The following is a 23,448-nucleotide window of genomic DNA, read 5'->3' as shown; positions in this document are numbered from 1 at the left end:
CGGTTACGTACACGGAAATGGGCTAGTAGGAGGAAATGTAGCGGTGTTAAGAGGGCCTAGCCCTGGCTAAGGAGGCCTTTTTGCGGGGATTATGGAAAATAAGAGGGTTTGCAAGCGGTTACGTACACGGAAATGGGCTAGTTTGAGGAAATGTAGCAGTGCTAAGAGGGCCTGGCCCTGGCCCTGGCTAAAGAGGCCTTTTTGCGGGTATTATGGAAAATAAGATGGTTTGCAAACGGTTACATAGCAGAAGTGGGGGAAGGAGATTTGAGACGTAAGGAAGAGGTCAAGGTGTCTGGAAGAGAATAGGTGGGCGGTCGCACAATTGTGGGTGCAGCAGATGAAAATGTCGCGGGAGAGAGGAGCAGTTTAAAGTAGCTACTATTGCTGAACTGGCTGCGTTCTCGCAGCTAGTCTCGCCCTTAGAATGCAGAACAAGCCAGCACAGCACTGGCTTGTTCTCAATTTAAAGCATCCGCCCAGCCCTAAGGCAGCTGGATTGAGGCGCGGTACAGCTTGCTGTCCCACGTGACTTTGCTCTTGAGCGACTCCGCGACGAGGCGAAGCGGGACGTACATGCGGCTGTCGCTCATGATCTGCAGCGGCACAGGAACCGCCACGGTTTTGCCGTTCACGGTGGCGGTCGACTTGCCGTCCTGCAGCTGCAGCGTGACGCCGCCGCTGGTGATGGTCGCGGTGCGCGTCGCCGCATTCCACGCAAAGCCCGCGTTCATCGCATCGATGAACGGACGAATCGGCACAACGGTCGTCTCTCCGACAATATAACCTTTGTAGTCGGTCATGTAGCTGCCGTTGATTTCGATTTGCACGAGGGGCTTGTCCAGCTTGCGGACAACCAAGGCATTGCTGAGCTCGCGCCCCGCGTAGGTCATCGTGGTGCCGTTTGCATACAGCGCTGAGCTGGACCCGCCGTCCATGTTCATCGCTTCCTTCAGGCCAAGCGCGACCGCAATGGCGGCAAGCTGGGGCAAGGTTGCACTGGGGACGGTTCCCATCACAAGGCGATCGGAAGCGTCAATACCTACGAAACTGCGCGCAGCAGAGCTTGAAGTTACCTTCGGGTCGCTGAAGCCGTCGCGGCTGTAATTGATGTCCACGGCGCCGCCGCTAACCAGCTTCGGGCCAACGCCGATCGCAGCAAGCCACGACTTGGCGTCCATGCTCCCGTTTTCGCCTTTGGCGAGCAGCGAGGTCGTAACCCGATCTCCGAGGTCGACTTTCGTCAACACGTTGGACTTATTGTTGGCGCTGTTGCCGACAAACAACACGTAGCCATCGTCCGGTACAGGGACGGAATCCTGCGTAATTTTGGTCACGAGACCATCCTGAATGACGACTTTCGTTCCGCCGGGATATCCGATCCAACTGCCAAACTGCGGCGTGTACCATACAATCTGGTCGGTGCTGGCGTCGCCGTAATATTTGTTAATCCCCCAAGGGGAGATCGTATACGTACCGCCGCCCTCGCTTACCTTGACAGAAATATCGAGATCCACAAATTGAATATCCGGCACTTTATTTTTATCCAAAATCAGCGTTTGGTTCTCGCCGGAATGGATCGCTTCGCCTGACTTCACCAAGGAACCGTTGGGAAAGCGAATGTATGGGTTGGATTCATAAGCGTTAAAAAACGTACCATTAATCGCCGCTACAGCGTTCTCACGCTCGACAATGGACGAGAACGAGGCGTCGTGGCCGATACCGCCGTCTGCGAGCGCAGGGGCGAGTTCAAGCGTAGGATCCGTCAGATCGACGGTGACAACATTAACGGTAAAGTTTTTGCCTGCGGCATAAACGAGCTTCGTACTGGCGGTAACAGACGGAGAGTAAGCTGCAAAAGCGGATGTCCCGCCGGTCCATAAAGCTGTAGACAAAAGCAAAGCGGCACCAAGCTTGAATGATGAGCGAATGAACATGGATCGTATCTCCTTTTGTATCGGGTCGATTCGGCCAGCGAAAGGGGTATCTGGGTTGAATTAGGACTTCGGACCTGTTTCTCATATCATTCGAAGATTGGGGTGCTTTTTGTGTCGCTTTATGACGGGCAGGAGGAATTGGCAGGGCTTATTTTTTAGATTTTTTTAAAATTATAGTTTACCTGGCCCCCGTTATCTGATAATATAATCCCAACATTGAATTTGAAAATGCGATGAAGAGACGAGTAGATAAATACATTCTTTCACAGAGAGCTCCGGCAGCTGAAAAGGAGTAAAGCGTTGTTTATTGAAAAAAGACTCAGAGCAGCTCATCGGAACCGCGGGTCGGGGATGGTGTGCCAGGAGCTCCTGTTACAGAGCTAAAGTATAAGCATTGCATGCAATGCCGTACTTGAAGAGGCTGGCATGGCGACATGTTGGCGAATCTAGGGTGGTACCACGAGTCGATCAATCTCGTCCCTGAGACTTAATCAGTCTTGGGGGTGGGATTTTTTTGTTAGCGGATGTCGCAGCTGGCGGCGGGGTACACCAATTGCAGAAGAGCTGAATACGTTTTTAACATAAAGACCTTACATGAAAGGAAATGAAGTTCACATGACACAGAAACTAAAAGCAGGTATCGTTGGCGGCACAGGCATGGTTGGGCAGCGTTTTGTGCAGCTGCTGGATGGACACCCTTGGTTTGAGGTAACGGCGATTGCAGCAAGCGCTGGATCGGCCGGCAAAACATATGAAGAATCCGTGCAAAACAGATGGAAACTCGCGACTCCGATCCCGGAAGCGGTGAAAAAGATCGTCGTGCAGGACGCATCCAAAGTTGAGGTGTTTGCCTCCGAGGTTGATTTTATTTTCTGCGCGGTCGATATGCAAAAAGATCAAATCAAAGCGCTCGAAGAAGCTTATGCCAAAACCGGCACGCCGGTCATTTCCAATAACTCCGCGCATCGCTGGACGCCGGACGTTCCGATGATCGTTCCGGAAATCAATCCCGGCCACATGGACGTCATCGCGGCGCAAAGAAAGCGTCTGAATACAACGACAGGTTTTATCGCGGTGAAACCGAACTGCTCGATCCAAAGCTACGTGCCGGCGCTGAACGCGCTGAAAGAGTTTAACCCGACGACGGTTGTCGCATCGACGTACCAAGCGATTTCCGGTGCGGGCAAAAACTTTACCGACTGGCCGGAAATGCTGGACAACGTGATCCCATACATCGGCGGGGAAGAAGAGAAAAGCGAGCAGGAGCCGCTCCGCATCTGGGGCAGCGTGCAAGACGGTGCAATCGTGAAAGCGAGCTCCCCGCTCATCACCACACAATGTATCCGAGTTCCGGTTACGGACGGTCACTTGGCGACGGTGTTCGCTTCCTTTGAGAAAAAGCCGTCTAAAGAAGAAATTTTGGCGCGTTGGCTGAACTTCAAAGGGCGCCCGCAAGAGTTGGAATTGCCGAGCGCTCCGAAACAGTTCATCACGTATTTTGAAGAAGAAAACAGACCGCAAACGAAGCTGGATCGCGACATCGAGGGCGGCATGGGCGTCTCTGTAGGTCGTCTGCGTGAAGATTCCCTGTACGACTTCAAATTCGTCGGGCTTTCCCACAACACGCTGCGCGGCGCAGCAGGCGGTGCGGTGCTGATCGCGGAATTGCTGAAAGCCGAAGGTTACATTCAAGCCAAATAATGCTTTAACGTAAGACTGCTCCGTTCTGTTACAGGGACGCGAGCGGTCTTTTTTTTTCGCAGGGGGAGGAAATATGCTATGCTAGCAGCAACGCAAGGATGGGAGGAGACGTGAGGATGAAGCAGGTATTGGTTGCGGACGACGACGCGCATATCCGTTCGTTGGTGCGTTATGTGCTGAGCCGCGAAGGCTACGGCGTGCAGGAGGCGCAGGACGGGGAGCAGGCGCTTGAGCTGATGGGGGAAACAGCGATCGATCTGGCGATTCTGGACATTATGATGCCGCGTATGGACGGGCTGGCGGTGTGCGAAACGATTCGGAGCGAGTACGATATTCCGATTATTTTGCTGACGGCCAGGTCGCAACTGACAGATAAAGAGCAGGGCTATCTCAAAGGCACGGACGATTACGTGACAAAGCCGTTTGAGCCGGAGGAGCTGCTGTTTCGGGTAAAAGCGCTGTTTCGCCGCTATCAGCGGACGGCCAGCGACAAGCTGGTCTTGAACCGGATCGTGATCGATCGGAGCAATGTGGAGGTGACAGACGGCGAGAACGTACTGCTTTTGCCGATGAAGGAGTTTGAGCTGCTCTCCCAGCTCGCCCAGTTTCCAGGGCGGTTGTTCGCGCGCGAGGAGCTGATTCGCCTCGTTTGGGGCGCGGATTACGAAGGAGACGACCGCACGGTCGATGTGCATATCAAAAGGCTGCGGCAGCGCTTCGCCGATTATAACGACGATTTCGCCATACAAACCGTGCGCGGCATCGGCTATAAACTCGAGGTGAAGGACCGTTGAAATCCTTGTATGTTCGTGTGCTGTTTATGACGCTCGCCGTCATTTTGCTCAGCAGCATGCTGGGCTTTCTGTTGTCTAACATTTATTATCACGTAAAGCTCAAACCGTTCAATGACACCAAGTTGATTGGCATTGCGACGCAAATGTCGCAGTTTCTCGAACAAAATCCGGCGGAGATGGACCGTTATTTGGACAACGCAGCTGCGCTTGGCTATGAAATTTATGTCACTGACGGCCAGGGAGATCAGCGGTTCTACGGGCGCACTTTCCGGGAGCACGATTTGGCGGCGACGGCTGTGGCTGAGGTGCTGCAAGGCGGCGCGTATCATGGCGTTTCACAGTTTCCGAACAAGCTTTATATTTCAGGATTTTTTGAAAATACGCTGAGCAATACGGTCGGTGTACCTGTCGTACGGGGTGGTCACACCTATGCCTTGTTCGTACGGCCGGACGTTTTGCTGCAATTCGGGGAATTGCGGACATTTTTTGCGTTGATTTTTGCTTTGACGATCGCGATCAGCGTGCTTTGCTTCCTGCTCAGCACGAGGTATTTGGTCAAGCCGATCACGCGGCTGTCGGAGGCTACAAAACGAATAGCACAGGGGAACTACAACCTGAAACTGCCCGACAAGCGCAAGGATGAAATCGGCCAATTAGCGGGGCATTTCATGACGATGAGCCGGGAGCTGGAGCGGATTGAAGAAGCGCGGCAGCAGTTTGTCGCCAACGTTTCGCACGAAATTCAGTCGCCGCTCACGTCGATGCAGGGGTTTGCGCATATTTTGGCGGAGCGTGAGCTGCCGAGCGAAGAGCGTGAGCACTATGCGAAAATCATTGAGACGGAGACGAAGCATCTGTCCATGCTCGGCAAGCAGCTGCTCACACTGTCGTCGCTGGAGCAGGGAATAGAGGCGATGAACAAGGCCGTTTATCCGCTGCGTGCTCAGCTTCGGCAAGCCGTGCAAGTCATGCAGTGGCAGCTCGACGAGAAGGAGCTGTTTCTCAAGCTGGCGGTGCCGGAGACGGTCACGGTTTACGGGGACGAAGTGCTGCTCATGCAAGTATGGATGAATGTCATCGGTAATGCCATTCAGCATATTCCGGCAGGGAGTTCGATCGAAATCAGCGCGGAGAGCGGCAAAGCCGAGATCGTGGTTGAGATTCGCGATACCGGGGAGGGGATTGCCCCTGAGCATGTGCCGTTTCTTTTTGACCGGTTCTATCGGGTCGACCGCGCCAGAGAGCGCGCCTCCGGCCGCACGGGACTTGGACTGGCGATCGTCAAAAAAATCGTAGGGCTTCACGGCGGCGATATTACGGTTCATTCCATCCTTGGCGAGGGAACGACGTTTAGGATCGAGCTTCCGCAATTGTAATCGGCCGTTCATGCGCCGTTCATTTTCGCTTCCTAAACTGGAGATATAGTCAAAGGAGGGAAGCAAGATGTATCTCGCACTTCGTGAAATGAGATTTGCCAAAGCCAGATATTCGCTGATTGCCGTCATTATGCTGCTTGTGGCGTTTCTGGTATTGTTTGTAACAGGTCTCGCCAAAGGGCTCGCTTACGATAACGCAGCTTCGATTCAAAATCAAGCCGCCACGCATTATGTACTGGAACAGGGGGCGGAGCACCGCTTTACTCGCTCTCAGGTGAATGCAAGCTTGCTTGATCAGGCTGCTGCCATTGTCGGGGAAGAACATGCGGAGCCGTTTGGACTTGCGATGACGACCGTTGTTCCCAAAGGGGGGGCGCAAAAACTGGATGTCACGCTGATGGGCGTGAACCCGGCGGGGTGGCTGACGCCGCAGGTGGTGTCGGGCTCGGGGATTACGGCGGAGTCGTCCGGCGCTGTGCTCGTCGATCGGAAGCTGGCGGATGCCGGGGTGAAGCTTGGCACTGTGTTGGTGGATCAGGCGTCGGGCCTCAGCTGGACGGTGAGCGGGTTTGTAAAGGATGAATCATTCAGCCACTCGGCTGTCGTTGCGATGAATTTGCAGGATTGGGCGAAGCTTCAGGCTGCGAAGCCTGCGGTTAGCGGAGCTGGCGGTGAAGGCGTTCGTTATTCTTCTATCGCGCTGCAAGCGACGCATGCGCAAAGCGATCAGCTGGCAGCCGCACTGGGCGGCAAAGCTGAATTTATATCCAAGTCGGATGCGGTGTCCGCTATTTCTGGATACAAAGAGGAGCAGGGATCGCTGCTGATGATGATCGTGTTTTTGTTCGTAATTTCTGCGTTTGTGCTGGCTGTTTTCTTCTACGTCATTACGATCCAAAAAACGGGCCAATTCGGCATCCTGAAAGCGATTGGCACAAGGACACGCTATTTGATCCAAAGCGTAACGCTGCAAGTGCTTGTGCTGGCGATTGGCAGCCTGGCGATCAGTTGTGCCGCGGTGCTGGCGCTGGCGACGATTTTGCCTAGCGGTATGCCGTTTCAACTGACAGGGGCAACGCTGACGTTTACTTGCTTGGCTTTTATCCTGATGTCTGTGCTGGGCTCGCTGCTCTCTGTGTGGCAAGTCGTCCGCATTGATGCGCTTGATGCGATTGGGAGGGCTGCAGCATGATTAATCGACTGGAGATGAAAGGGATTTCCCGGAGCTTTGAAGATGGCGGCGTGCAGCGCATGATTTTGTGCGACCTTGAATTGCAGGTGAGAGCCGGAGAGTTTGTGGCGGTCATGGGGCCTTCGGGATCGGGAAAAAGCACGTTCCTATCGATCGCAGGCGCCTTGCTGGCTCCGACCGGAGGATCGATTGCAGTCGACGGGAAGCCGATTGTCGGCCTGGATCAGACCGGACTAGCCGATTTGCGGCTGCGCAAGCTGGGCTTTATTTTCCAAGGCTCGAATCTGATTCCATATCTGAAAGTTGCTGAGCAATTGGAGCTTGTCGCCAAGCTTGCCGGTGTGAAGGGTCGCGAAGCGGATGAGCGCACCGAAGATTTGTTGGGGCGGCTCGGAATGCAGCATCGCCGTGAGGCGTACCCGGAGAAGCTGTCCGGCGGCGAACGCCAGCGGGTGGCGATCGCAAGGGCGTTGATGAACGATCCGGCCGTTATCCTCGCAGACGAACCGACGGCAAGTCTCGATGGACTCCGCGGGCTTGCGGTCGTCGAGATGATTGCGCGGGAGGTGCGGACACAGGGGAAAAGCGCGGTGATGGTAACGCACGATGAGCGCGTGCTGCCGGCTTGCGACCGCGTGTTGTGGCTGGAGAACGGGCGGCTGGTAGCGCGTTAAGGATGATATTACTGTAAAGCGATTTTGACAAAAAGTTAAACTGTTTTGCCATACAACATCCCATTTCCGTTATGTTACGCTTATCGAAACAGACATGAAAAATTCGATAAGCGAAAGGGATGGGATGCATGCGTTCATGGGGATGGTGCAGCGGGATTGAGGATGCGGGTCAACTTCGGACTCTGGGCTTTGATTACATCGAATGTGCGGTCGTTTCGTTGAGCTTGGAAAATGAAAGCGAATACAAGGAGAGGCTTTCGCTGTTCCTTGAGAGTCCGCTGCCGGTGCGGGCGATGAACATCTTTTTCCCCGGCGACTTGAAGGTCGTGGGGCCGGATGTGGACGATGCGCGGATCGCACGCTATGTGGACAAAGCAGCGGAGGCTCTGCACCGGATTGGCGTGGAGACAGTTGTACTCGGCAGCGGCAAAGCGCGCCATAGCCCTGACGGCTGGGAGCCTCTGCGCGCTGCTGACCAGTTCCTCCGGCTGGTCAACCGCATGGCCGACGCGTTCGCGGGAACAGGCACAGTGCTGGCGATCGAGCCGCTGAACCGAAAAGAAACGAATCTGGTGACGACGATTGCGGAGGCCGTCTCGTTTGCTGAGCAAGTGAATCGGCCGGAGGTTCGAGTGTTGGCGGACTTTTATCATATGCAGGAAGAAGGAGATCCGTTGACGTCGCTGGTTGCGCACAGCAAGTGGTTGCGGCATGTTCATCTGGCGGATACGGGAAGGTTTAGCCCAGGCACGGGAACTTATCCGTATGCGGATTTTGCGGCGGCACTCAACCAGGCGGGGTATACCGGCACGATTTCGGCTGAATGTACGGTAAAAGATAAGGAGCAGGAGTTGCCGGTGAGCTTGGATTTTATGAGGAGGGTGTTTGAACGCTGATGGGAGTATCGTACCGGATCGGTTGCAGCGCTGCTCGTATGGTTGGTTGCGATCGCCTATGGAGGGGAAATAAGGCCTCCACGCGCCTGTTGATCTCACGTAGAAAAGGGTATAATAGTTGGCAGAACTTAACTTATCCCTCTAAAAAGGACTAATCCTTATGACAAATCACTCCTTATCGCATGAAATGGGCTGGAACTTCGATAACACGTACACGAAGCTGCCGTCTTCGCTGTATACCCCCTGCAAGCCGACGCGCGTGGAAGCCCCGGAGCTTGTGGTCTTGAACCGCGCCTTGGCGGTGGAATTGGGGCTTGACGCAGATGCGCTGGAAAGCGAAAAAGGCGCGTCGATTTTCGCCGGCAATCGGCTGCCCGACGGCGCGGAGCCGCTGGCGCAGGCATACGCTGGCCATCAGTTCGGGCACTTGAACCTGCTTGGAGATGGCCGCGCGATTCTGCTGGGCGAACACCTGACGCCACAAGGCGACCGCGTGGACGTCCAGCTCAAAGGCGCCGGGCAGACGCCGTACTCGCGGCGCGGCGACGGCCGGGCAGCGCTCGGCCCGATGCTGCGCGAGTACATCATCAGCGAGGCGATGCACGGCCTGCGCATCCCGACGACGCGCAGCCTGGCGGTGGCCGCCACCGGCGAGCCGATCTACCGCGAGACGGTGCTGCCCGGCGCGGTACTGACGCGCATCGCGGCGAGTCACCTGCGCGTAGGCACGTTCCAGTACGCCGCGCACTGGAAAACGGAGGCCGAGCTCCGCGCGTTGGCCGACTACACCTTGCAGCGCCATTACCCGGCGCTGGCCGAAGACGAGCAGCCATACCTCAGGCTGCTGGAAGCGGTTATCCAGCGACAAGCCGAGCTGATCGCCCGCTGGATGCTCGTCGGCTTTATCCACGGCGTCATGAATACGGACAACGTGGCGCTCAGCGGCGAGACGATCGATTATGGGCCGTGTGCGTTTATGGATGCCTATGATCCGGCGACCGTGTTCAGCTCCATCGATACGCAAGGCCGCTACGCCTACGGCAATCAGCCGTATATCGGCGGATGGAATCTGGCGCGCTTTGCGGAAGCACTGCTGCCGCTTCTCCACGAGGACGAGGAGCAAGCCGTGCAGATCGCGCAGGACGCGATTGCGACGTACTCCCCGCACTACCAACAGGCGTGGCTGTCAGGCATGCGGGCGAAGCTCGGCTTGTTTGGCGAGGAGTCAGAGGACAGCGCGCTTGTGCATGATTTGCTGGAGGCGATGAAAAGGCATCAGGCGGATTTTACGAACACATTTGTCTCGTTGACGTTTGACAGACCGGAGGATACGCCGATGCATGGCTCGGAGGATTTTGCCGGTTGGTTGAAGCGCTGGGAGGAGCGCCGTTCCCGCCAAGCGGAGACACGGGAAGCGTCGCAGCTCCTCATGCGCAGCAGCAATCCGGCGATCATCCCGCGGAATCACCGTGTGGAGGAAGCGCTGGATGCGGCTGCACAGCACGGCGATTATTCCATCATGGAGCGGCTGGTGGCCGCGCTCAAGGAACCGTATGCACACCGTCCCGAGCAGGCGGAATATGCGGAGCTGCCGCCGAAGTCGGCTTGCGGATACAAGACGTTTTGCGGGACATAGGCAACATCGGCGGATTAATCGCTTCGCTGTGCTGAGCAATCACGCAGGGTGAATGCGCAGCGGATGAAGCGTCAGGCGGCATGATGCTGTAGATGAGGCCCGGGGGATCGGTCGATCCTTCGGGTTTTGTTCGTTTGTGGAAGGAATCGCTTTCCTGGACGGCGAATGAATAAGCCAAATACAACCGAAAGAATGTGACGACATGACGACGATTCGCCGAAATTGGGCAGGCAATTACACGTATCACGCACAGCAAGTGGAAGTTCCCGAATCGATAGAGCAGCTTCAATCCATCGTGGCGGCCAGTGCCTCGGTGAAAGTTGTGGGGACGCGGCACTCTTTTAACGGAATTGCAGATACCACAGGGACCCACATCTCGTTGGAAAAATTGAACCGCGTTCTCTCGCTGGATCGGGTGAACCGTCAAGTGACGGTTGAAGGCGGCATCCGCTATGGCGAGCTGTGCCAGTATTTGCACGAGCAGGGCTATGCGCTGCACAATCTCGCTTCGCTGCCGCACATCACGGTCGCTGGCGCTTGCGCGACCGCGACGCACGGCTCCGGTGACCGCAACGGCAACCTTTCGACGGCTGTGGCCGCGTTAGAAATCGTGCAAGCAGATGGGCAAAAAGTTGTTTATACCCGCGAGCATCCAGATTTTGTCGGGGCGGTGGTCGGTATTGGCGCGCTTGGCGTGGTGTCGCAATTGACCCTCGACGTAGAGCCTGCATTCGAAATGCGACAGCATGTGTACGACCGACTGCCGCTTGCTGAACTGGCGGGCAATTTTGATGCGATTTATGGCGCGGCATACAGCGTCAGTTTGTTTACGGATTGGCGGAGCGCCTCGTTCAATCAAGTATGGGTGAAGGAGCGTCTCGAAGAAGGCTCTGAACCAAAGCCTGCGCCCGCAACGTTCTTCGGCGCTCAATTGGCGGCGAGCCCGCGGCATCCAGTGGAAGGCTGCGGGACGGAGAATTGCAGCGAGCAGCTAGGCGCACCGGGTCCTTGGCACGAGCGTATGCCGCATTTCCGCATGGCGTTCACGCCAAGCGCGGGGGAGGAGCTGCAAAGCGAATACTACGTGCCGCGGCACGCGGCGTATGAAGCGCTTTGCGCGCTGGAGAAGATCAGCAGCCGCTTTGCGGAGCTGTTGTTTGTGTCGGAAGTCCGCACGATTGCGGCGGACGAGCTGTGGTTAAGTCCTTGCCGCAAGCAGGACTCTGTCGCGGTTCACTTCACATGGAAACCCATGTGGAAGGAAGTGCGCGAAGTACTGCCGCTGATCGAAGAAGCGCTGGCCCCGTTTGAAGCGCGCCCGCATTGGGGCAAGCTGTTTACGATGGCGCCAGCGGATGTGCAGCGGCGGTTCGTGATGCTCCCGGCGTTCAAGGAGCTGGTGCTGAGTCATGATCCGCAGGGCAAGTTCAGGAACGATTTTTTGAGCATACTGGATTTGTAGGAAATCATGTTTCGTTTGTTGGGGTGAGCACAGATGTCAGAGGAGCCCATTTACATCCGGTTTCCTGAAGAGGCGGATGCAGAAGAATTAACAGACTTGTACAAGCGTAATCGGGCGTTTTTTGAACAGTTTTCCCCAAGTGTTCCGGACAATTACTACACGGAGGAGTTCCAGCGTCAAGCCATTGTGAAAAGCAAGGGGGACATGGCGGCTGATCAACGGTATTCGTTTTTGATTTGCCTCAAGGAGGATGATCGGATTATTGGCACCGTTGGACTGTCCTTTGTGGCCCGAGGATCGCTGCAAAACTGCATGATCGGATATAGCCTGGATCAAGCCTATAACGGCAAAGGGTACACGACGGCAGCTGTAAAGCAGGTAGTCCGCTATGCGTTTGAAGAGTTGAAATTTCACCGGATTTATGGGGAAGCAGCTCCGCGAAATGAAGGCTCGATCCGTGTGCTTGAGAAAGCTGGTTTTCATAAAGAAGGCATTGCCCGAAGCAATGTGAAAATCAACGGGGTTTGGGAAGATCATCAGGTGTTGGCGATCATCAACCCGTCCGGTGACGTCTAATTCAAAGCAGAGACAAAAGAGCTGCAACTTTCATTCGCATGAATGAAGGCTGCAGCTCCTTGACATTAATCCGTAATATTGTTCATGTAATACGCGATAATATCTTTGCGGCGGATGATGCCGAGGAAAATGCCGCTTTCGTCGACAACGGGCACGAAGTTTTGGTCGGCCGCTTTGGCCAGCATATCTTCCATGAAAGCGTCGATGGAGACGGATTCGTTATGGATGTTCTTCTCAATATCGGCGACCGGAAATTGATCCATATTCTCAAAGGTGAGCCCCGGCGTATCTTTCAGGGTCCACAATATATCGCCTTCGGACAGCGTGCCCGCATATTTGCCTTCATCGTCTACGATCGGCAGCGCGGTATAGGTATGCTTCTCTAGTTGTTCCATGGCTTCTTTCATCGAAGAGGAGGAGCGAATATAGGCAACTTTATCTTTTGGAAATAAGAATGAGGCAGTTTTCATAAGCGTCGTTACCTTTCTCTGAATTTTCAAACGTCTACTACTATTAAACCATATTTTGAAGCAAAAAGGGGTGAAAGTTCCTGGCAATCGTCGATTTGTAGCTAATCATGTCCCTGAAAGCAAAGCCTGTATGCTCGTCTCCTGTAAAATGTGCAGGAAATTTCTCATAATTAGGCCTATATACATCGTAATCATGTAAAACATACAAGTCATTTCTCGGCTTTGTGCCTCTTTTTCGTGAAAATGAGGGGACAAGCAGGAATTTACTGTAGGAAATGCAGGATGGTTCAGAAAATCGCACCATTTTTCAGAATTTGATGTAGGATATGAAGCTTCTCACAACTGGACTTTAGCCAAAAGTCACTAAATGCCCTCCCAAGGATCTTGTCACTCCCAATCTTTAAGCCATGAACGGGCTGATCCCCGCGTATATATAGCGTAACAACAGTTGAGGGGAGGTGCGGCGGTGACTAGTGCAGGCACGTATTCAGGCTACCGACCTCAGCATCCGGTACGGTTTATAACGGCGTCCGCCTTATTTGACGGTCACGATGTTTCAATCACCATTATGCGACGAATTTTGCAGGCAGGAGGCGCTGAAGTCATCCACTTGGGGCATAACCGCTCCGTGCAGGAGATCGTGCAGGCCGCTATTCAAGAAGATGTGCAGGGAATTGCGGTCTCCTCGTATCAAGGCGGACATGTGGAATTTTTCACATATATGATCGATCTGCTGAGGGAAAAAGGCGCCTCACACATCCAAGTGTTCGGTGGCGGCGGCGGTGTCATTCTGCCATCGGAAATTCAGAAGCTCCAGGCCTACGGCGTTGCCCGGCTGTTCTCGCCGGACGATGGTCGGCAGCTCGGGCTGCACGGCATGATCGCCTGGATGCTCCAGGCATGCGATTACGCGCTGCCGCTGCCGGCAGCAGGAGATCCCCCGTTCACGACGGCGGATCAACAAAAGATCGCGCGGCGCATCACCGCCGCCGAGCGTGCTTGCGCGGCGGGCACGCCGCCCGCGCCTCCTGCGGCTGCGGACGCGCCCAGCGCCGCCGCCCCGGCTCCTGCGCAGCTAGCCGCGGCAAACGCCGCCGGCACGCCGACGATGCCATCGCCGGCCACCCCACAACGCGCCCCCGTCGTCGGCATCACGGGCACCGGCGGCTCCGGCAAAAGCTCGCTCACCGACGAGCTCGTGCTGCGTTTTCTCCGGCACTACCCGGCGCAGCGTGTCGCGGTGCTGTCGGTCGATCCGACCCGGAAGCGCAGCGGCGGAGCTTTGCTAGGTGACCGGATCCGCATGAATACCGCGAGTGACGAGCGGGTGTACATGCGCAGTCTAGCCACACGAAGCTCGGGCAGCGAGGTGTCGGCTGCGCTTCCGGGCGCGATTGCCGTGCTGCAGGAGGCAGGCTTCGATCTCGTGCTGGTCGAGACGAGCGGCATCGGGCAAGGCGACGGGCGCATCGCCGAGCTCGCGGACGTGTCGCTGTATGTCATGACCAGCGAATTCGGCTCTCCGTCACAGTTGGAGAAAATCGACATGCTCGACTGCGCCGACTTGATTGCGATCAACAAATTCGAACGCCGCGGCTCGGAGGACGCGCTGCGCGACGTGCAGAAGCAGGTGCAGCGCAATCGCGGACTTTTTCACACGCCGCCCGAAACGATGCCCGTATATGGCACGCGAGCCAATCAGTTCAACGATCCCGGCGTCGACGCGCTGTTCAGCGCACTGATGGGGATCATCCATACGAAGCTCGGCTACCAATGGTCAATACCTCATTGTACCGCGAACCGGCCGAAGCCGCAAATGATCGTTCCTCCGGAGCGGATAAGATATCTAGGAGAGATCGCGCAAACCGTCCGTGCTTACCATGCGGAAGTTGAACAAGAAGCGCAGCTTGCCAGCAAACATTATCAAGTAAGCGGTGTGATTCAGGCGCTGCGGGAGGTGTCAGCCGACGCTTCTGCGCACGCGCAGACCGCCGCTGTGATGCACGAGCTGCAGCGCAATCTGGAGGAGCAAGTGAAGCCCGAAACGCTGCATCTGCTCCGTAGCTGGCCTGATCTGAAGAAGCGATATTCAGCAACAACCATGACGAGTCAAGTGCGCGGCCGCGACATGGTGACGGCGCTTACTTCTCAAAGCCTGGCCGGCACAGACATTCCCAAAGTGTGTTTGCCGCGTTTTCATGACAGCGGCGATGTGCTCCGCTGGCTGCTGCGGGAGAACGTGCCGGGTGCGTTCCCATACACGGCGGGCGTGTTTCCTTTTAAACGCACGGCGGAAGACCCAAAACGGCAGTTCGCCGGCGAAGGGACGCCGGAGCGCACGAATTTGCGCTTTCACTTCCTGTCGAAGGACGACGCGGCCAAGCGCCTCAGTACGGCGTTCGATTCCGTTACTTTGTACGGAGAGGACCCTGATGAGCGGCAGGATATCTACGGCAAAATCGGCGAAAGCGGCGTTAGCATCTGCACGTTGGACGATATGAAGAAGCTGTTCGACGGCTTCAATCTGTGTGATCCGCTAACGTCAGTTTCAATGACGATTAACGGTCCGGCGCCAATCATTTTAGCGATGTATCTGAATGCAGCGATTGATTTTGAACTGGCGCGGTCGACACGCGAGGCGGGCCGGGAGTTAACGCCGCAGGAAGTGGAACAAGTTCGCGCCCAGACGCTTAGGTCTGTGCGGGGTACGGTGCAGGCGGATATTTTGAAGGAGGATCAGGGACAGAATACGTGCATCTTCTCCGTGGAATTCGCGCTGCGGATGATGGGCGATATTCAGCAGTATTTTATCGAGCATGAGGTGCGGAACTATTATTCGGTCTCGATTTCCGGCTATCATATTGCCGAGGCGGGGGCGAATCCGATTTCGCAGCTGGCTTTTACGCTGGCCAACGGCTTTACGTATGTGGAATATTACTTATCGCGCGGCATGCGGATCGACGACTTCGCGCCGAACTTGTCGTTCTTTTTCAGCAACGGGCTTGATCCGGAGTATACGGTCATCGGACGGGTGGCGCGCCGTATCTGGGCTGTGGCGATGAAGCACCGCTACAAGGCGAACGAGCGCAGCCAAAAGCTCAAATATCATATCCAAACGTCAGGCCGTTCGCTGCATGCCCAAGAGATGGATTTCAACGACATTCGCACGACGCTGCAGGCACTGATCGCGGTTCTCGACAACTGCAACTCCCTGCATACGAATTCGTATGACGAGGCGGTGACAACCCCGACCGAGGCGTCGGTCCGGCGCGCCATGGCGATTCAGCTCATCATCAACAAGGAACTGGGCCTTATTCAAAATGAAAATATGCTGCAGGGATCTTTTTTCATCGAGCAGCTGACGGATCTGGTAGAGGAGGCGGTGCTGCAGGAGCTGGACCGGATTAGTGATCGCGGCGGTGTATTGGGCGCCATGGAAACGCACTATCAGCGGGGGAAGATTCAGGACGAATCGATGCACTATGAGATGAAAAAGCATTCCGGCGAGCTGCCGATCGTCGGTGTCAACACATATCTCAATCCGTCTGCGCCGGAAGGGGATGCGGGGATTCCTGTCGCCAGGGCTACGACAGCGGAAAAAGATGCGCAGATCCGCCATCTCCGGGCGTTTCACGAACGACATCAGGCGGAAGCGCCGGCCGCGCTCGCGAAGCTGCAGGAAACCGCGCTGACGGGGGGCAATATTTTCGAAGCGTTGATGGAGACGGTCAAAGCTGCAAGCTTAGGACAGATGACGCAGGCGCTGTATGCGGTCGGCGGCAAATATCGGCGCAACATGTAGAGAAAAGGGACAGTAACAACCAGCTTGGAAGGCTGGAGTTCTGTCCCTGACTGATTATTAGCGATACACCACGCGCGGTCCTTGCTGAAAAGCGCCATGATGCTCATCATCGTCCTCATCGTCGTCAATATCCAGCCCGCTGGCGAGAATTGTGTCGTTCGCCACAGTTTCTTGATCGTTCGGCTCCATGGTTGACCTCCCTTGCTATGTAAGGATAGTGGTATTGTATTCCCTATCTGCCTGGGAAAACCCTGCCGCTGGAAAAAAATATTCACTTTACTTAGTTGAATTATAGATATTAAGAGTCTATAATATACGTAAAAGGAGGCGAGACCATCATGATCTACGATTGCGCCATTATTGGCGGCGGCCCGGCTGGGCTGAATGCCGCATTGGTATTAGGACGAGCAAGGAGAACGGTAGCGCTATGCGACAATAACCGGCCGCGAAACCGGGTGACGCATGCTTCGCATGGCTTTATCACACAGGATGGCGTGACGCCGTCCGAATTTCGCCGTAAGGCGTACGCGGACGTGCTGAAATATCCGTCGGTCCAGCATTATGCGGTGCCTGTTACGGAAATTATAAAAGAACAAGGCACCTTTACAGTTGTTGTGGAAGGGTCCGAACCGATTCGGGCGCGAAAAGTGCTGCTGGCTGTAGGCTTGGATGAAACACTCCCGGATCTGCCGGGCGTTGGGGATGTATACGGCACGAGCGTGTTCCACTGCCCATACTGCGATGGCTGGGAGCTGCGCGATCAAGCGCTCATAGCGATCGGCGATCATCCGCGCATTTTTCATATTGCGAAGCTGCTGTTTGGTTGGAGCCGCGATGTCGTCATATGTACGAACGGGACCCAGGTTTTGGATGACGAGCAGAAGCGCCAGCTGAGCGCCAAGGGAATCCGCGTAACCGAGCAGCGCGTGGCGGCACTGCACAGCGAGCAGGGCAAGCTGACGGAAGTGGAGTGGACGGACGGCACAAGGCTTGCCCGCAGTGGCGGCTTCGTCATGCCGCAATGGACGCCGCACACGGTGCGCTTCGCTTCGCTAGGATTTGACACGAACGAGTGGGGCGGCATCAAGACAAATGAACTCGGCGAAAGCTCGGTGCCCGGCTTATTCGCCGCAGGAGAAGCCGCGACAGGCATGGGGGCGCAGCTGATCACGGCAGCGGCATCCGGCAGCATGGCAGCTATGGGCGTCAACACGGCGCTGATGGAAGAAGCGTTTCAGGAATAACGAAGACGATAAGCAAGGAGAAGAGCTGAGATGAAATATTCGAAAGCGACGGATTATGCGCTGCATACGATGCTGTTTTTATCGGTCGTCGGTCCGGATAAACCGCTGGGTGTGCAGCTGCTCGCAGATAAATTTCAGGTGTCGCCGACGTATTTATCCAAGATTTTAACCAAGCTTGTCAAAGCTGGCATGGTCGAATCGGCGTCGGGCGCGAACGGCGGGTACCGATTGAAACGAAACTGGGAATCGGTGTCGTTCCTCGATATTATTCATGCGATTGAAGGGACGGCGTCCTTGTTCGACTGCAGTCTGGATCATGGGCCGGAGTGCCAGGTTCAGCAGATCGTGCTGGAAGCCGAAGCGAAAATGGAGACGCATTTGCGCAGCCAGACGCTGGGGGAATTGGCAAAGCGGAGCAGCTTACTTTTTAAAGGAGGTCAGATGTCGAGTGACGAAGGAACTGTTTGACGAAGCTTTATGGGAGCGGACATGGCGGGAGGACCCCAATACCGCGGTGAAGAAAATGAAACGATCGGGCGTCGACCCGACGCGCGCGTTCGATGAGAAGGCGGCTGTCTTCAACGAGCAGTCGTTCAATGAAGAAGGCAAGCGGCGAAGCCGGCGCATTATGAATTGGATCGAGGGGCAGGGCGTTAATTTTGAGGGGGCCTCGATTCTGGATATAGGCGCAGCTTCTGGCGTATTTTCCATCCCGTTTGCCGAGCGCGGCGCTCATGTCACGTCGGTGGAGCCCAACGAACCACTTGCTCAGTTGTTTAAGGAGAACGCTAAGAAGCTGAACGGTCCGGGTTCCACCGAGCTTGTGACGGATGCGTTTGAGGACATCGACATTGAAGCCAGAGGCTGGAAGCAGGCGTTCGATCTTGTCTTTGTCTCCATGTGTCCGGTCGTTTCGGACTGGGCAAGCGTGGAGAAGGTGCTGAGCTGTGCGAAAGGGTTTTGCTACATCAGCACGATGGCCGGCGGTCGGGAGAACAGCCTGCTGGGCGAGGTATGGCCGCTCGTGTCCGATCGACCTTATGGGTCGACGCATCTGGAATTCGGCTATTTGCAGCATTTGCTTTATTTGAAAGGATATTCTTACGAATCGCTGGTGAGCCGCGAATTGAAAACAACGATCCAGACGCGCGAAGAAGCGCTGAAGGAGCTGATGAATTGGCTGCGCATGGCAGACACGCTGGATGCGGATCGCAAGCGCGACATCATCGCCGAGCATTTGGCGCGGCGGTATCCGGATGACCGCGTCGTCGCCCATGAGGGCGGACGCTTCGGCAAAGTGCTGGTCCGGCTGGGAGATCAGCGCATGTTTTCACGGGAGTAGGCCGAGGACTAGAGGGCAGGATTGCTGACATTTGAACGAGCGAAATAGGTGGAAAAGCCTTATATACATGCGGCCAATCTGATTTGATCAGGTTGGCTTTTTGTGCTTTCGGCGACCGAGCTTCCAGTTTTATGAATAGAAAATGAGACTTCTGGCAAGCTAAAAAGAAAAGATATGGGAGCTCATGATGTTTTTTCCTCAATTATTCAAAAGACAGCGAAAAGGGCGGCTAGTATTGGCCCCTCCAGAAATGACGGCGAATTCCAAAGTGGAAGTCGATGTTGCAGCAAGGCTCCCTTGGTTTGAGGAGCAGCTCAAGAACTGCGCGGACATCCAATTTCATACCTGTGAAATCGGATCGCACCCTTGCGTGTTTATTTTTATCGACGGGCTCGTCAACCAGGACATGCTGCAATCGCACATTCTGGAACCGCTGCTGCTGAAAATGCAGTTTTCGTCGACCGGCGAAATGGTATCCGAAATTGTACAACATAAACTGCTTCCGGTATCCTCCGTTCAGGGGATCCAGGATGTTAGTGCTGCGCTGCATGATATTTTTGAAGGAGGCGTCCTTCTACTTATTGAGAATGAGCCGCAAATGGTCATATTCCCCCTGCGGGCAACAGAAACGAGAGCGATATCACAATCGGAGAATGAAAATGTCATTCGAGGACCTAAGCAGGCGTTCGTTGAGGACTTGGACATTAATGTGTCGTTGATTCGTAAAATTGTTAAAAATCCGCTGCTAAAGGTCGAAAAATTCAAGTTTGGCAGCTATACGAATACCAACGTTGTGATTTGTTACATCGAAGGATTGTGCCAGCAAAAACTGGTCGATGAAATGAAGGAAAGACTCGGCCGTGTCGATATCGATGCTATTCTGGGCAGTTCGTACATTGAAGAATTTATCGAAGACAATCCGTATTCGCCGTTTCCGCAAGTGCAGTATACGGAAAGGCCTGATATCGTCTCTGCCGCCCTCCTGGAAGGACGAATCGCAGTTATTGTAGACGGGACGCCAATTCCGATTATCGCACCGGTAACGCTGTATATGCTGCTGCAGTCGCCGGAAGATTATTATCAGCGCTTCGTTGCGGCGACGTGGATTCGGTGGATTCGTTACTTATTTCTGTTAATTTCATTTTTGCTTCCGTCGGTCTATATCGCAGTCACGACATTTCACCCCGAGATGCTTCCGCCAAATCTGCTGATCGCTGTGGCGGCGGCAAGGGAAAACGTACCGTTTCCCGCCATAGTCGAAGCCTTTATCATGGAATTAACCTTTGAAGCGCTGCGAGAGGCAGGATTGCGAATTCCGAAGCCGATCGGCCAAACCGTATCCATTATCGGTGCTCTCGTTATCGGTCAAGCAGCCGTACAAGCAGGGATCGTTTCCGCACCCATGGTTATCGTCGTCTCGATTACAGGGATTGCCTCGTTCGTTATTCCACATTTCGATCTGGGCTTGACGTTTCGGCTTCTGCGTTTCCCTGTCATGTTTCTGGCGGCTTCGCTGGGGCTATATGGGGTCATTCTGGGTATTCTTCTCATCTATTTGCACTTGGTGACGCTTCGCTCTTTCGGTACGCCTTACCTTACGCCGACATCCCCGATCCGGTTCGGTGACTGGAAGGATGTTTTCATGCGTGCTCCAATATGGCTGATGAGAAAGCGGCCAGTCTTATTTGGAACAAGCGGCGGGGAGCGTGTTGCTTATAAACCAAGACCACAAATTCCAGAGGATAATGGTGATTAACTATGCATCGCTATCGCAAACTGCTGTTGATTGCCTTAGCAGGAATCAGTGTGCTGTTATTGACAGGTTGCTGGTCTAGAATTGAAATCAACGATAATGCTTTTGTCACAGCCATGTATGTCGATCGGCTGGATAACGATCAGTATGAGGTTTCATTAGGTTTTCCTTTGCCGAACCGCATGGCAACAGGTGCGATGACGACGAACACTAGCACGGGAAACGCCTATTCGATCGTGAGCAAAAGGGCGGAGAGTATTGCTGTGGCGATTCGAAAAATCCGCTCAGATCTATCCCGTGAAATTACATGGGGGCATTGTCGGGTAGTCATTGTGGGCCGCAAGATGGCAGAGCAAGGCATCGGCCCAATGCTGGAATTCGCTTCACGTGAGCCCAGCTTTCATTCCAAAAGTTTTCTCTTTGTCTCGCCAACGAAAGGGCAGGATATATCCAAGTTAACGCCGGTGTTCGAGCGTCTGCCGTCAGAAGTCATCCGTGAGTATGCCCAACGGCATGTCACGCTCGGTGCTACAATCAAAGACTTTTTGCAAGCCGAAGCAAGCGGAGGAGATATGGTAGCAGGGATGCTGACCATCGGCAAAATTGAAATGGTAAGCGAAAAAGGGAAGCTCAGCACATGGGTCGGAACGGACGGAGCGGCGGTATTCAAAGCCGGTGTCCTGGTGGGAGAACTCGATGTTATGCAGATGCGCGCCGGTTTGTGGATGCAAGGGAATATGAAGAGCTCGCTCAATTCCTTGCGTTCGCCAACGGATCATAAAATGATCTCCTTTCTCATTCAATCTTCAAAGGCGTCCATCAAGCCGCATGTTGAGGGCGATCGAATCTGGTTTACGATTGATGTAGAAGCGGATGACGACATTATTTCATCTGAATCGCAGCTTAACTTGTTGGATCCGGAGAATATTAACATGCTTGAACGCATGTTATCCGAGCAATTGAACGGGCGCATCCTGAGAGCTATCAAAGCTACGCAAGCGTTAGAGGCGGACGCCTTTAATTTTGGACGCATTCTGGAATGGCACTATCCGAAAGTGTGGGAGAAGAACAAGAATCAGTGGCGGGAAATGTATAAGAACTGTGAATTTGTCGTGAATTCAAAAATTTTTGTTCGACGAACAGGCACTGAGAAAAATTCAATGGCAGCGAAATGACCAATTGTGTAAAGAGGGGGACGGAGCATGATTCTGATGACGATTCTCTTCGTTGCAATCGGAACCTATGAATTTCATTACATGTACAAGAGAGGGCGGAAAAAGAGAACGTATTGGATTGTCGCCTTGAGTATGCTTGCCGCCTATCTTTTGGATATGTCGGTCTATACGATTCGTGACTTGCCTGGGTTCAATCAAGCAATCAGCTTTTTCTTCAAATTCTAAGACCGAATGGGGGAGGGAAAGGACCATGATGTTGCAGCGGGTCAGTCAGCTGGAGCTTGGCTTATTGTTTGTACTCTTTAATTTCTCGACGGGCGCTGGCTTCATGCTGGGACCGCTATCTGCCGTTTCCGGCTTTCAAGGCTGGCTGATCATTATCATCGGACATGTCGGCGGTTTGGCAATCGCCTTTCTTGCTTATCAATTCGCCAACTATAGACCAAACGATTTTTTAGCCCACTACGGTAAAGATCTTCTAGGCCGATGGCTTCACGTCGCTATGATGGCGTGCTATTGCTTTTTCTTCCTCCATATAGCCAGTATTGTTCTTAGGCAGACGACGGACTTCATGATCCAGATTTACTTGCCGTCTACGCCGAGCTGGGCAATTGGGGGTTCGTTCGCACTGGTGATTTGGCTTGCGGTCCGTTCAGGTCTAGAAGCGATCTTTCGGTGTGCGGCAGGGTTTTTCTTCGTTATTTTCGTAACTGCATCTTTCGTGCCGTTTCTGGTGGGAAAGGAATTGAATTACCACAGTGCCATTGCGCTGATCACCAATTTCGATGCAAGTCAGTTGGCTTATGGCAGCTATCCGTTTATCCCGTGGTTTGGCGAAATGTTTCTCATTCTATTTATTTTTCCTTTTCTTGCGGAGCCGGAGAAAACGAGGCGTACCTTGGTGCTGTCTTCTTTGTGCAGCATCTTTTTCTTTGAAGTTTACTACTTGCTGTGCATTTTATTATTCGATAAGCATTTAATGGCTGAAATTACGTACCCGATTCTTGAAATGCTGCGATTCATCCGCATTGGCGACTTTTTGGAAAATCTGGATCCGATCGTAGTGGCAATCTGGATCGCCGGGCTATTTATCAAGATCAGTTTGTTGCTCTATGTTTCGGTGCTCATCTTTGCGCAGCTGTTCAAGCTGAAGGATACGCGGCCGTTATCTTTTCCGTTTGCCGCGATCATGGTGGGTCTTGCGATGAATGTGGTGAAAAACCAAATGGAAATGAATGATTTTCTCATGCATGCTTGGGCCAATTTTGCTTATTGCATCGAATTTTCTCCCATCATCTATTGGGCCTCTTTCAAACTGCGAAAATTATGGAAATCCAAGGAAGCACCGAACGAATCGGTCATCGAGAGTTGATGCATATCCATGATAAAAGGGGTGTTCAAAGGGAGTGATGATCACC

At 54.1% G+C, this 23,448-nt stretch carries 20 protein-coding genes and 1 other annotated feature; of the genes, 17 read left to right on the top strand and 3 right to left on the bottom strand.

Annotated elements, in window-relative coordinates:
* Positions 1–485 precede the first annotated feature (485 nt).
* The gene (locus EJQ19_RS14380) at positions 486–1,937 is read right to left on the bottom strand and encodes a stalk domain-containing protein (RefSeq protein WP_126141927.1); all 1,452 of its coding nucleotides are present in this window, start codon (positions 1,935–1,937) and stop codon (positions 486–488) included.
* Between the two features lie 224 nt (positions 1,938–2,161).
* Positions 2,162–2,422, top strand: a binding site (T-box leader).
* A 130-nt stretch (positions 2,423–2,552) separates the two neighbouring features.
* On the opposite strand from EJQ19_RS14380, the gene asd reads away from it, so the two are divergent.
* The 9 genes from asd (at position 2,553) to EJQ19_RS14335 (ending at position 12,244) form a co-directional block, all read left to right on the top strand.
* Complete coding sequence (asd, locus tag EJQ19_RS14375) at positions 2,553–3,638, top strand: aspartate-semialdehyde dehydrogenase (protein WP_126141926.1); 1,086 nt, start codon at positions 2,553–2,555, stop codon at positions 3,636–3,638.
* A gap of 116 nt (positions 3,639–3,754) precedes the next feature.
* Positions 3,755–4,432, top strand: coding sequence for a response regulator transcription factor (locus tag EJQ19_RS14370; RefSeq protein WP_126141925.1), 678 nt, complete (start codon positions 3,755–3,757; stop codon positions 4,430–4,432).
* Positions 4,429–5,808 (top strand): sensor histidine kinase, encoded by a 1,380-nt coding sequence (locus tag EJQ19_RS14365; protein ID WP_126141924.1) that lies wholly within the window; start codon positions 4,429–4,431, stop codon positions 5,806–5,808. Before EJQ19_RS14370 ends, EJQ19_RS14365 begins: the two co-directional genes overlap by 4 nt.
* A 67-nt stretch (positions 5,809–5,875) precedes the next feature.
* Positions 5,876–7,000 carry an ABC transporter permease gene (locus EJQ19_RS14360; protein WP_126141923.1) on the top strand — a complete coding sequence of 375 codons (1,125 nt, stop codon included), beginning with the start codon at positions 5,876–5,878 and terminating at the stop codon, positions 6,998–7,000.
* On the top strand, positions 6,997–7,674 hold the full coding sequence (locus tag EJQ19_RS14355) for an ABC transporter ATP-binding protein (RefSeq protein WP_126141922.1): 678 nt from the start codon (positions 6,997–6,999) through the stop codon (positions 7,672–7,674). Before EJQ19_RS14360 ends, EJQ19_RS14355 begins: the two co-directional genes overlap by 4 nt.
* Before the next feature lie 128 nt (positions 7,675–7,802).
* Positions 7,803–8,570: a sugar phosphate isomerase/epimerase family protein gene (locus tag EJQ19_RS14350; protein ID WP_164716554.1), complete on the top strand. Its 768-nt coding sequence runs from the start codon at positions 7,803–7,805 to the stop codon at positions 8,568–8,570.
* Positions 8,571–8,730: 160 nt separating this feature from the next.
* Entirely contained in the window at positions 8,731–10,206 is a 1,476-nt protein-coding gene (locus EJQ19_RS14345; protein ID WP_126141920.1) for a protein adenylyltransferase SelO, read from the top strand.
* A gap of 202 nt (positions 10,207–10,408) precedes the next feature.
* Positions 10,409–11,668: an FAD-binding protein gene (locus EJQ19_RS14340; protein ID WP_126141919.1), complete on the top strand. Its 1,260-nt coding sequence runs from the start codon at positions 10,409–10,411 to the stop codon at positions 11,666–11,668.
* 33 nt (positions 11,669–11,701) lie between these two features.
* The gene (locus EJQ19_RS14335) at positions 11,702–12,244 is read left to right on the top strand and encodes a GNAT family N-acetyltransferase (RefSeq protein ID WP_126141918.1); all 543 of its coding nucleotides are present in this window, start codon (positions 11,702–11,704) and stop codon (positions 12,242–12,244) included.
* A gap of 65 nt (positions 12,245–12,309) precedes the next feature.
* On the opposite strand, the gene EJQ19_RS14330 is transcribed toward EJQ19_RS14335, so the two are convergent.
* The gene (locus tag EJQ19_RS14330; RefSeq protein WP_126141917.1) at positions 12,310–12,714 is read right to left on the bottom strand and encodes a CBS domain-containing protein; all 405 of its coding nucleotides are present in this window, start codon (positions 12,712–12,714) and stop codon (positions 12,310–12,312) included.
* A gap of 466 nt (positions 12,715–13,180) precedes the next feature.
* On the opposite strand from EJQ19_RS14330, the gene icmF reads away from it, so the two are divergent.
* Positions 13,181–16,516, top strand: a complete 3,336-nt coding sequence (gene icmF, locus EJQ19_RS14325) for a fused isobutyryl-CoA mutase/GTPase IcmF (protein WP_241242906.1) — start codon at positions 13,181–13,183, stop codon at positions 16,514–16,516.
* Between the two features lie 57 nt (positions 16,517–16,573).
* Here the strand turns inward: icmF and EJQ19_RS32850 are convergent, their stop codons facing one another.
* Positions 16,574–16,705, bottom strand: coding sequence for a hypothetical protein (locus tag EJQ19_RS32850; protein WP_277600943.1), 132 nt, complete (start codon positions 16,703–16,705; stop codon positions 16,574–16,576).
* Between the two features lie 149 nt (positions 16,706–16,854).
* On the opposite strand from EJQ19_RS32850, the gene EJQ19_RS14320 reads away from it, so the two are divergent.
* The 7 genes from EJQ19_RS14320 (at position 16,855) to EJQ19_RS14290 (ending at position 23,402) form a co-directional block, all read left to right on the top strand.
* Positions 16,855–17,760 (top strand): NAD(P)/FAD-dependent oxidoreductase, encoded by a 906-nt coding sequence (locus EJQ19_RS14320; protein ID WP_126141916.1) that lies wholly within the window; start codon positions 16,855–16,857, stop codon positions 17,758–17,760.
* A gap of 30 nt (positions 17,761–17,790) precedes the next feature.
* Positions 17,791–18,228 (top strand): RrF2 family transcriptional regulator, encoded by a 438-nt coding sequence (locus tag EJQ19_RS14315; RefSeq protein ID WP_126141915.1) that lies wholly within the window; start codon positions 17,791–17,793, stop codon positions 18,226–18,228.
* Positions 18,209–19,102, top strand: a complete 894-nt coding sequence (locus EJQ19_RS14310; RefSeq protein WP_126141914.1) for a class I SAM-dependent methyltransferase — start codon at positions 18,209–18,211, stop codon at positions 19,100–19,102. Before EJQ19_RS14315 ends, EJQ19_RS14310 begins: the two co-directional genes overlap by 20 nt.
* A 235-nt stretch (positions 19,103–19,337) precedes the next feature.
* Positions 19,338–20,858 carry a spore germination protein gene (locus EJQ19_RS14305; protein ID WP_241242905.1) on the top strand — a complete coding sequence of 507 codons (1,521 nt, stop codon included), beginning with the start codon at positions 19,338–19,340 and terminating at the stop codon, positions 20,856–20,858.
* A 2-nt stretch (positions 20,859–20,860) separates the two neighbouring features.
* On the top strand, positions 20,861–22,030 hold the full coding sequence (locus EJQ19_RS14300) for a Ger(x)C family spore germination protein (RefSeq protein ID WP_126141913.1): 1,170 nt from the start codon (positions 20,861–20,863) through the stop codon (positions 22,028–22,030).
* A gap of 27 nt (positions 22,031–22,057) precedes the next feature.
* Positions 22,058–22,255 carry a hypothetical protein gene (locus EJQ19_RS14295; protein ID WP_126141912.1) on the top strand — a complete coding sequence of 66 codons (198 nt, stop codon included), beginning with the start codon at positions 22,058–22,060 and terminating at the stop codon, positions 22,253–22,255.
* Positions 22,256–22,280: 25 nt separating this feature from the next.
* Complete coding sequence (locus EJQ19_RS14290) at positions 22,281–23,402, top strand: GerAB/ArcD/ProY family transporter (protein WP_126141911.1); 1,122 nt, start codon at positions 22,281–22,283, stop codon at positions 23,400–23,402.
* Positions 23,403–23,448: the final 46 nt, after the last annotated feature.

Origin of the sequence: Paenibacillus whitsoniae (genome assembly GCF_003955665.1) — a bacterium.
Classification (GTDB): domain Bacteria; phylum Bacillota; class Bacilli; order Paenibacillales; family NBRC-103111; genus Paenibacillus_E; species Paenibacillus_E whitsoniae.
Note: the sequence above shows the minus strand (reverse complement) of the source record. Positions and strands in the feature narration are given on the sequence as shown.

Coding starts and splice junctions, on each gene's coding strand:
- EJQ19_RS14355 (WP_126141922.1), top strand. CDS start 6,997: ATGATTAATCGACTGGAGATGAAAGGGATTTCCCGGAGCTTTGAAGAT.
- EJQ19_RS14340 (WP_126141919.1), top strand. CDS start 10,409: ATGACGACGATTCGCCGAAATTGGGCAGGCAATTACACGTATCACGCA.
- EJQ19_RS14370 (WP_126141925.1), top strand. CDS start 3,755: ATGAAGCAGGTATTGGTTGCGGACGACGACGCGCATATCCGTTCGTTG.
- EJQ19_RS14360 (WP_126141923.1), top strand. CDS start 5,876: ATGTATCTCGCACTTCGTGAAATGAGATTTGCCAAAGCCAGATATTCG.
- EJQ19_RS14345 (WP_126141920.1), top strand. CDS start 8,731: ATGACAAATCACTCCTTATCGCATGAAATGGGCTGGAACTTCGATAAC.
- EJQ19_RS32850 (WP_277600943.1), bottom strand. CDS start 16,705: ATGGAGCCGAACGATCAAGAAACTGTGGCGAACGACACAATTCTCGCC.
- EJQ19_RS14335 (WP_126141918.1), top strand. CDS start 11,702: ATGTCAGAGGAGCCCATTTACATCCGGTTTCCTGAAGAGGCGGATGCA.
- EJQ19_RS14290 (WP_126141911.1), top strand. CDS start 22,281: ATGATGTTGCAGCGGGTCAGTCAGCTGGAGCTTGGCTTATTGTTTGTA.
- EJQ19_RS14300 (WP_126141913.1), top strand. CDS start 20,861: ATGCATCGCTATCGCAAACTGCTGTTGATTGCCTTAGCAGGAATCAGT.
- EJQ19_RS14380 (WP_126141927.1), bottom strand. CDS start 1,937: ATGTTCATTCGCTCATCATTCAAGCTTGGTGCCGCTTTGCTTTTGTCT.
- EJQ19_RS14295 (WP_126141912.1), top strand. CDS start 22,058: ATGATTCTGATGACGATTCTCTTCGTTGCAATCGGAACCTATGAATTT.
- EJQ19_RS14315 (WP_126141915.1), top strand. CDS start 17,791: ATGAAATATTCGAAAGCGACGGATTATGCGCTGCATACGATGCTGTTT.
- EJQ19_RS14350 (WP_164716554.1), top strand. CDS start 7,803: ATGCGTTCATGGGGATGGTGCAGCGGGATTGAGGATGCGGGTCAACTT.
- EJQ19_RS14330 (WP_126141917.1), bottom strand. CDS start 12,714: ATGAAAACTGCCTCATTCTTATTTCCAAAAGATAAAGTTGCCTATATT.
- asd (WP_126141926.1), top strand. CDS start 2,553: ATGACACAGAAACTAAAAGCAGGTATCGTTGGCGGCACAGGCATGGTT.
- EJQ19_RS14320 (WP_126141916.1), top strand. CDS start 16,855: ATGATCTACGATTGCGCCATTATTGGCGGCGGCCCGGCTGGGCTGAAT.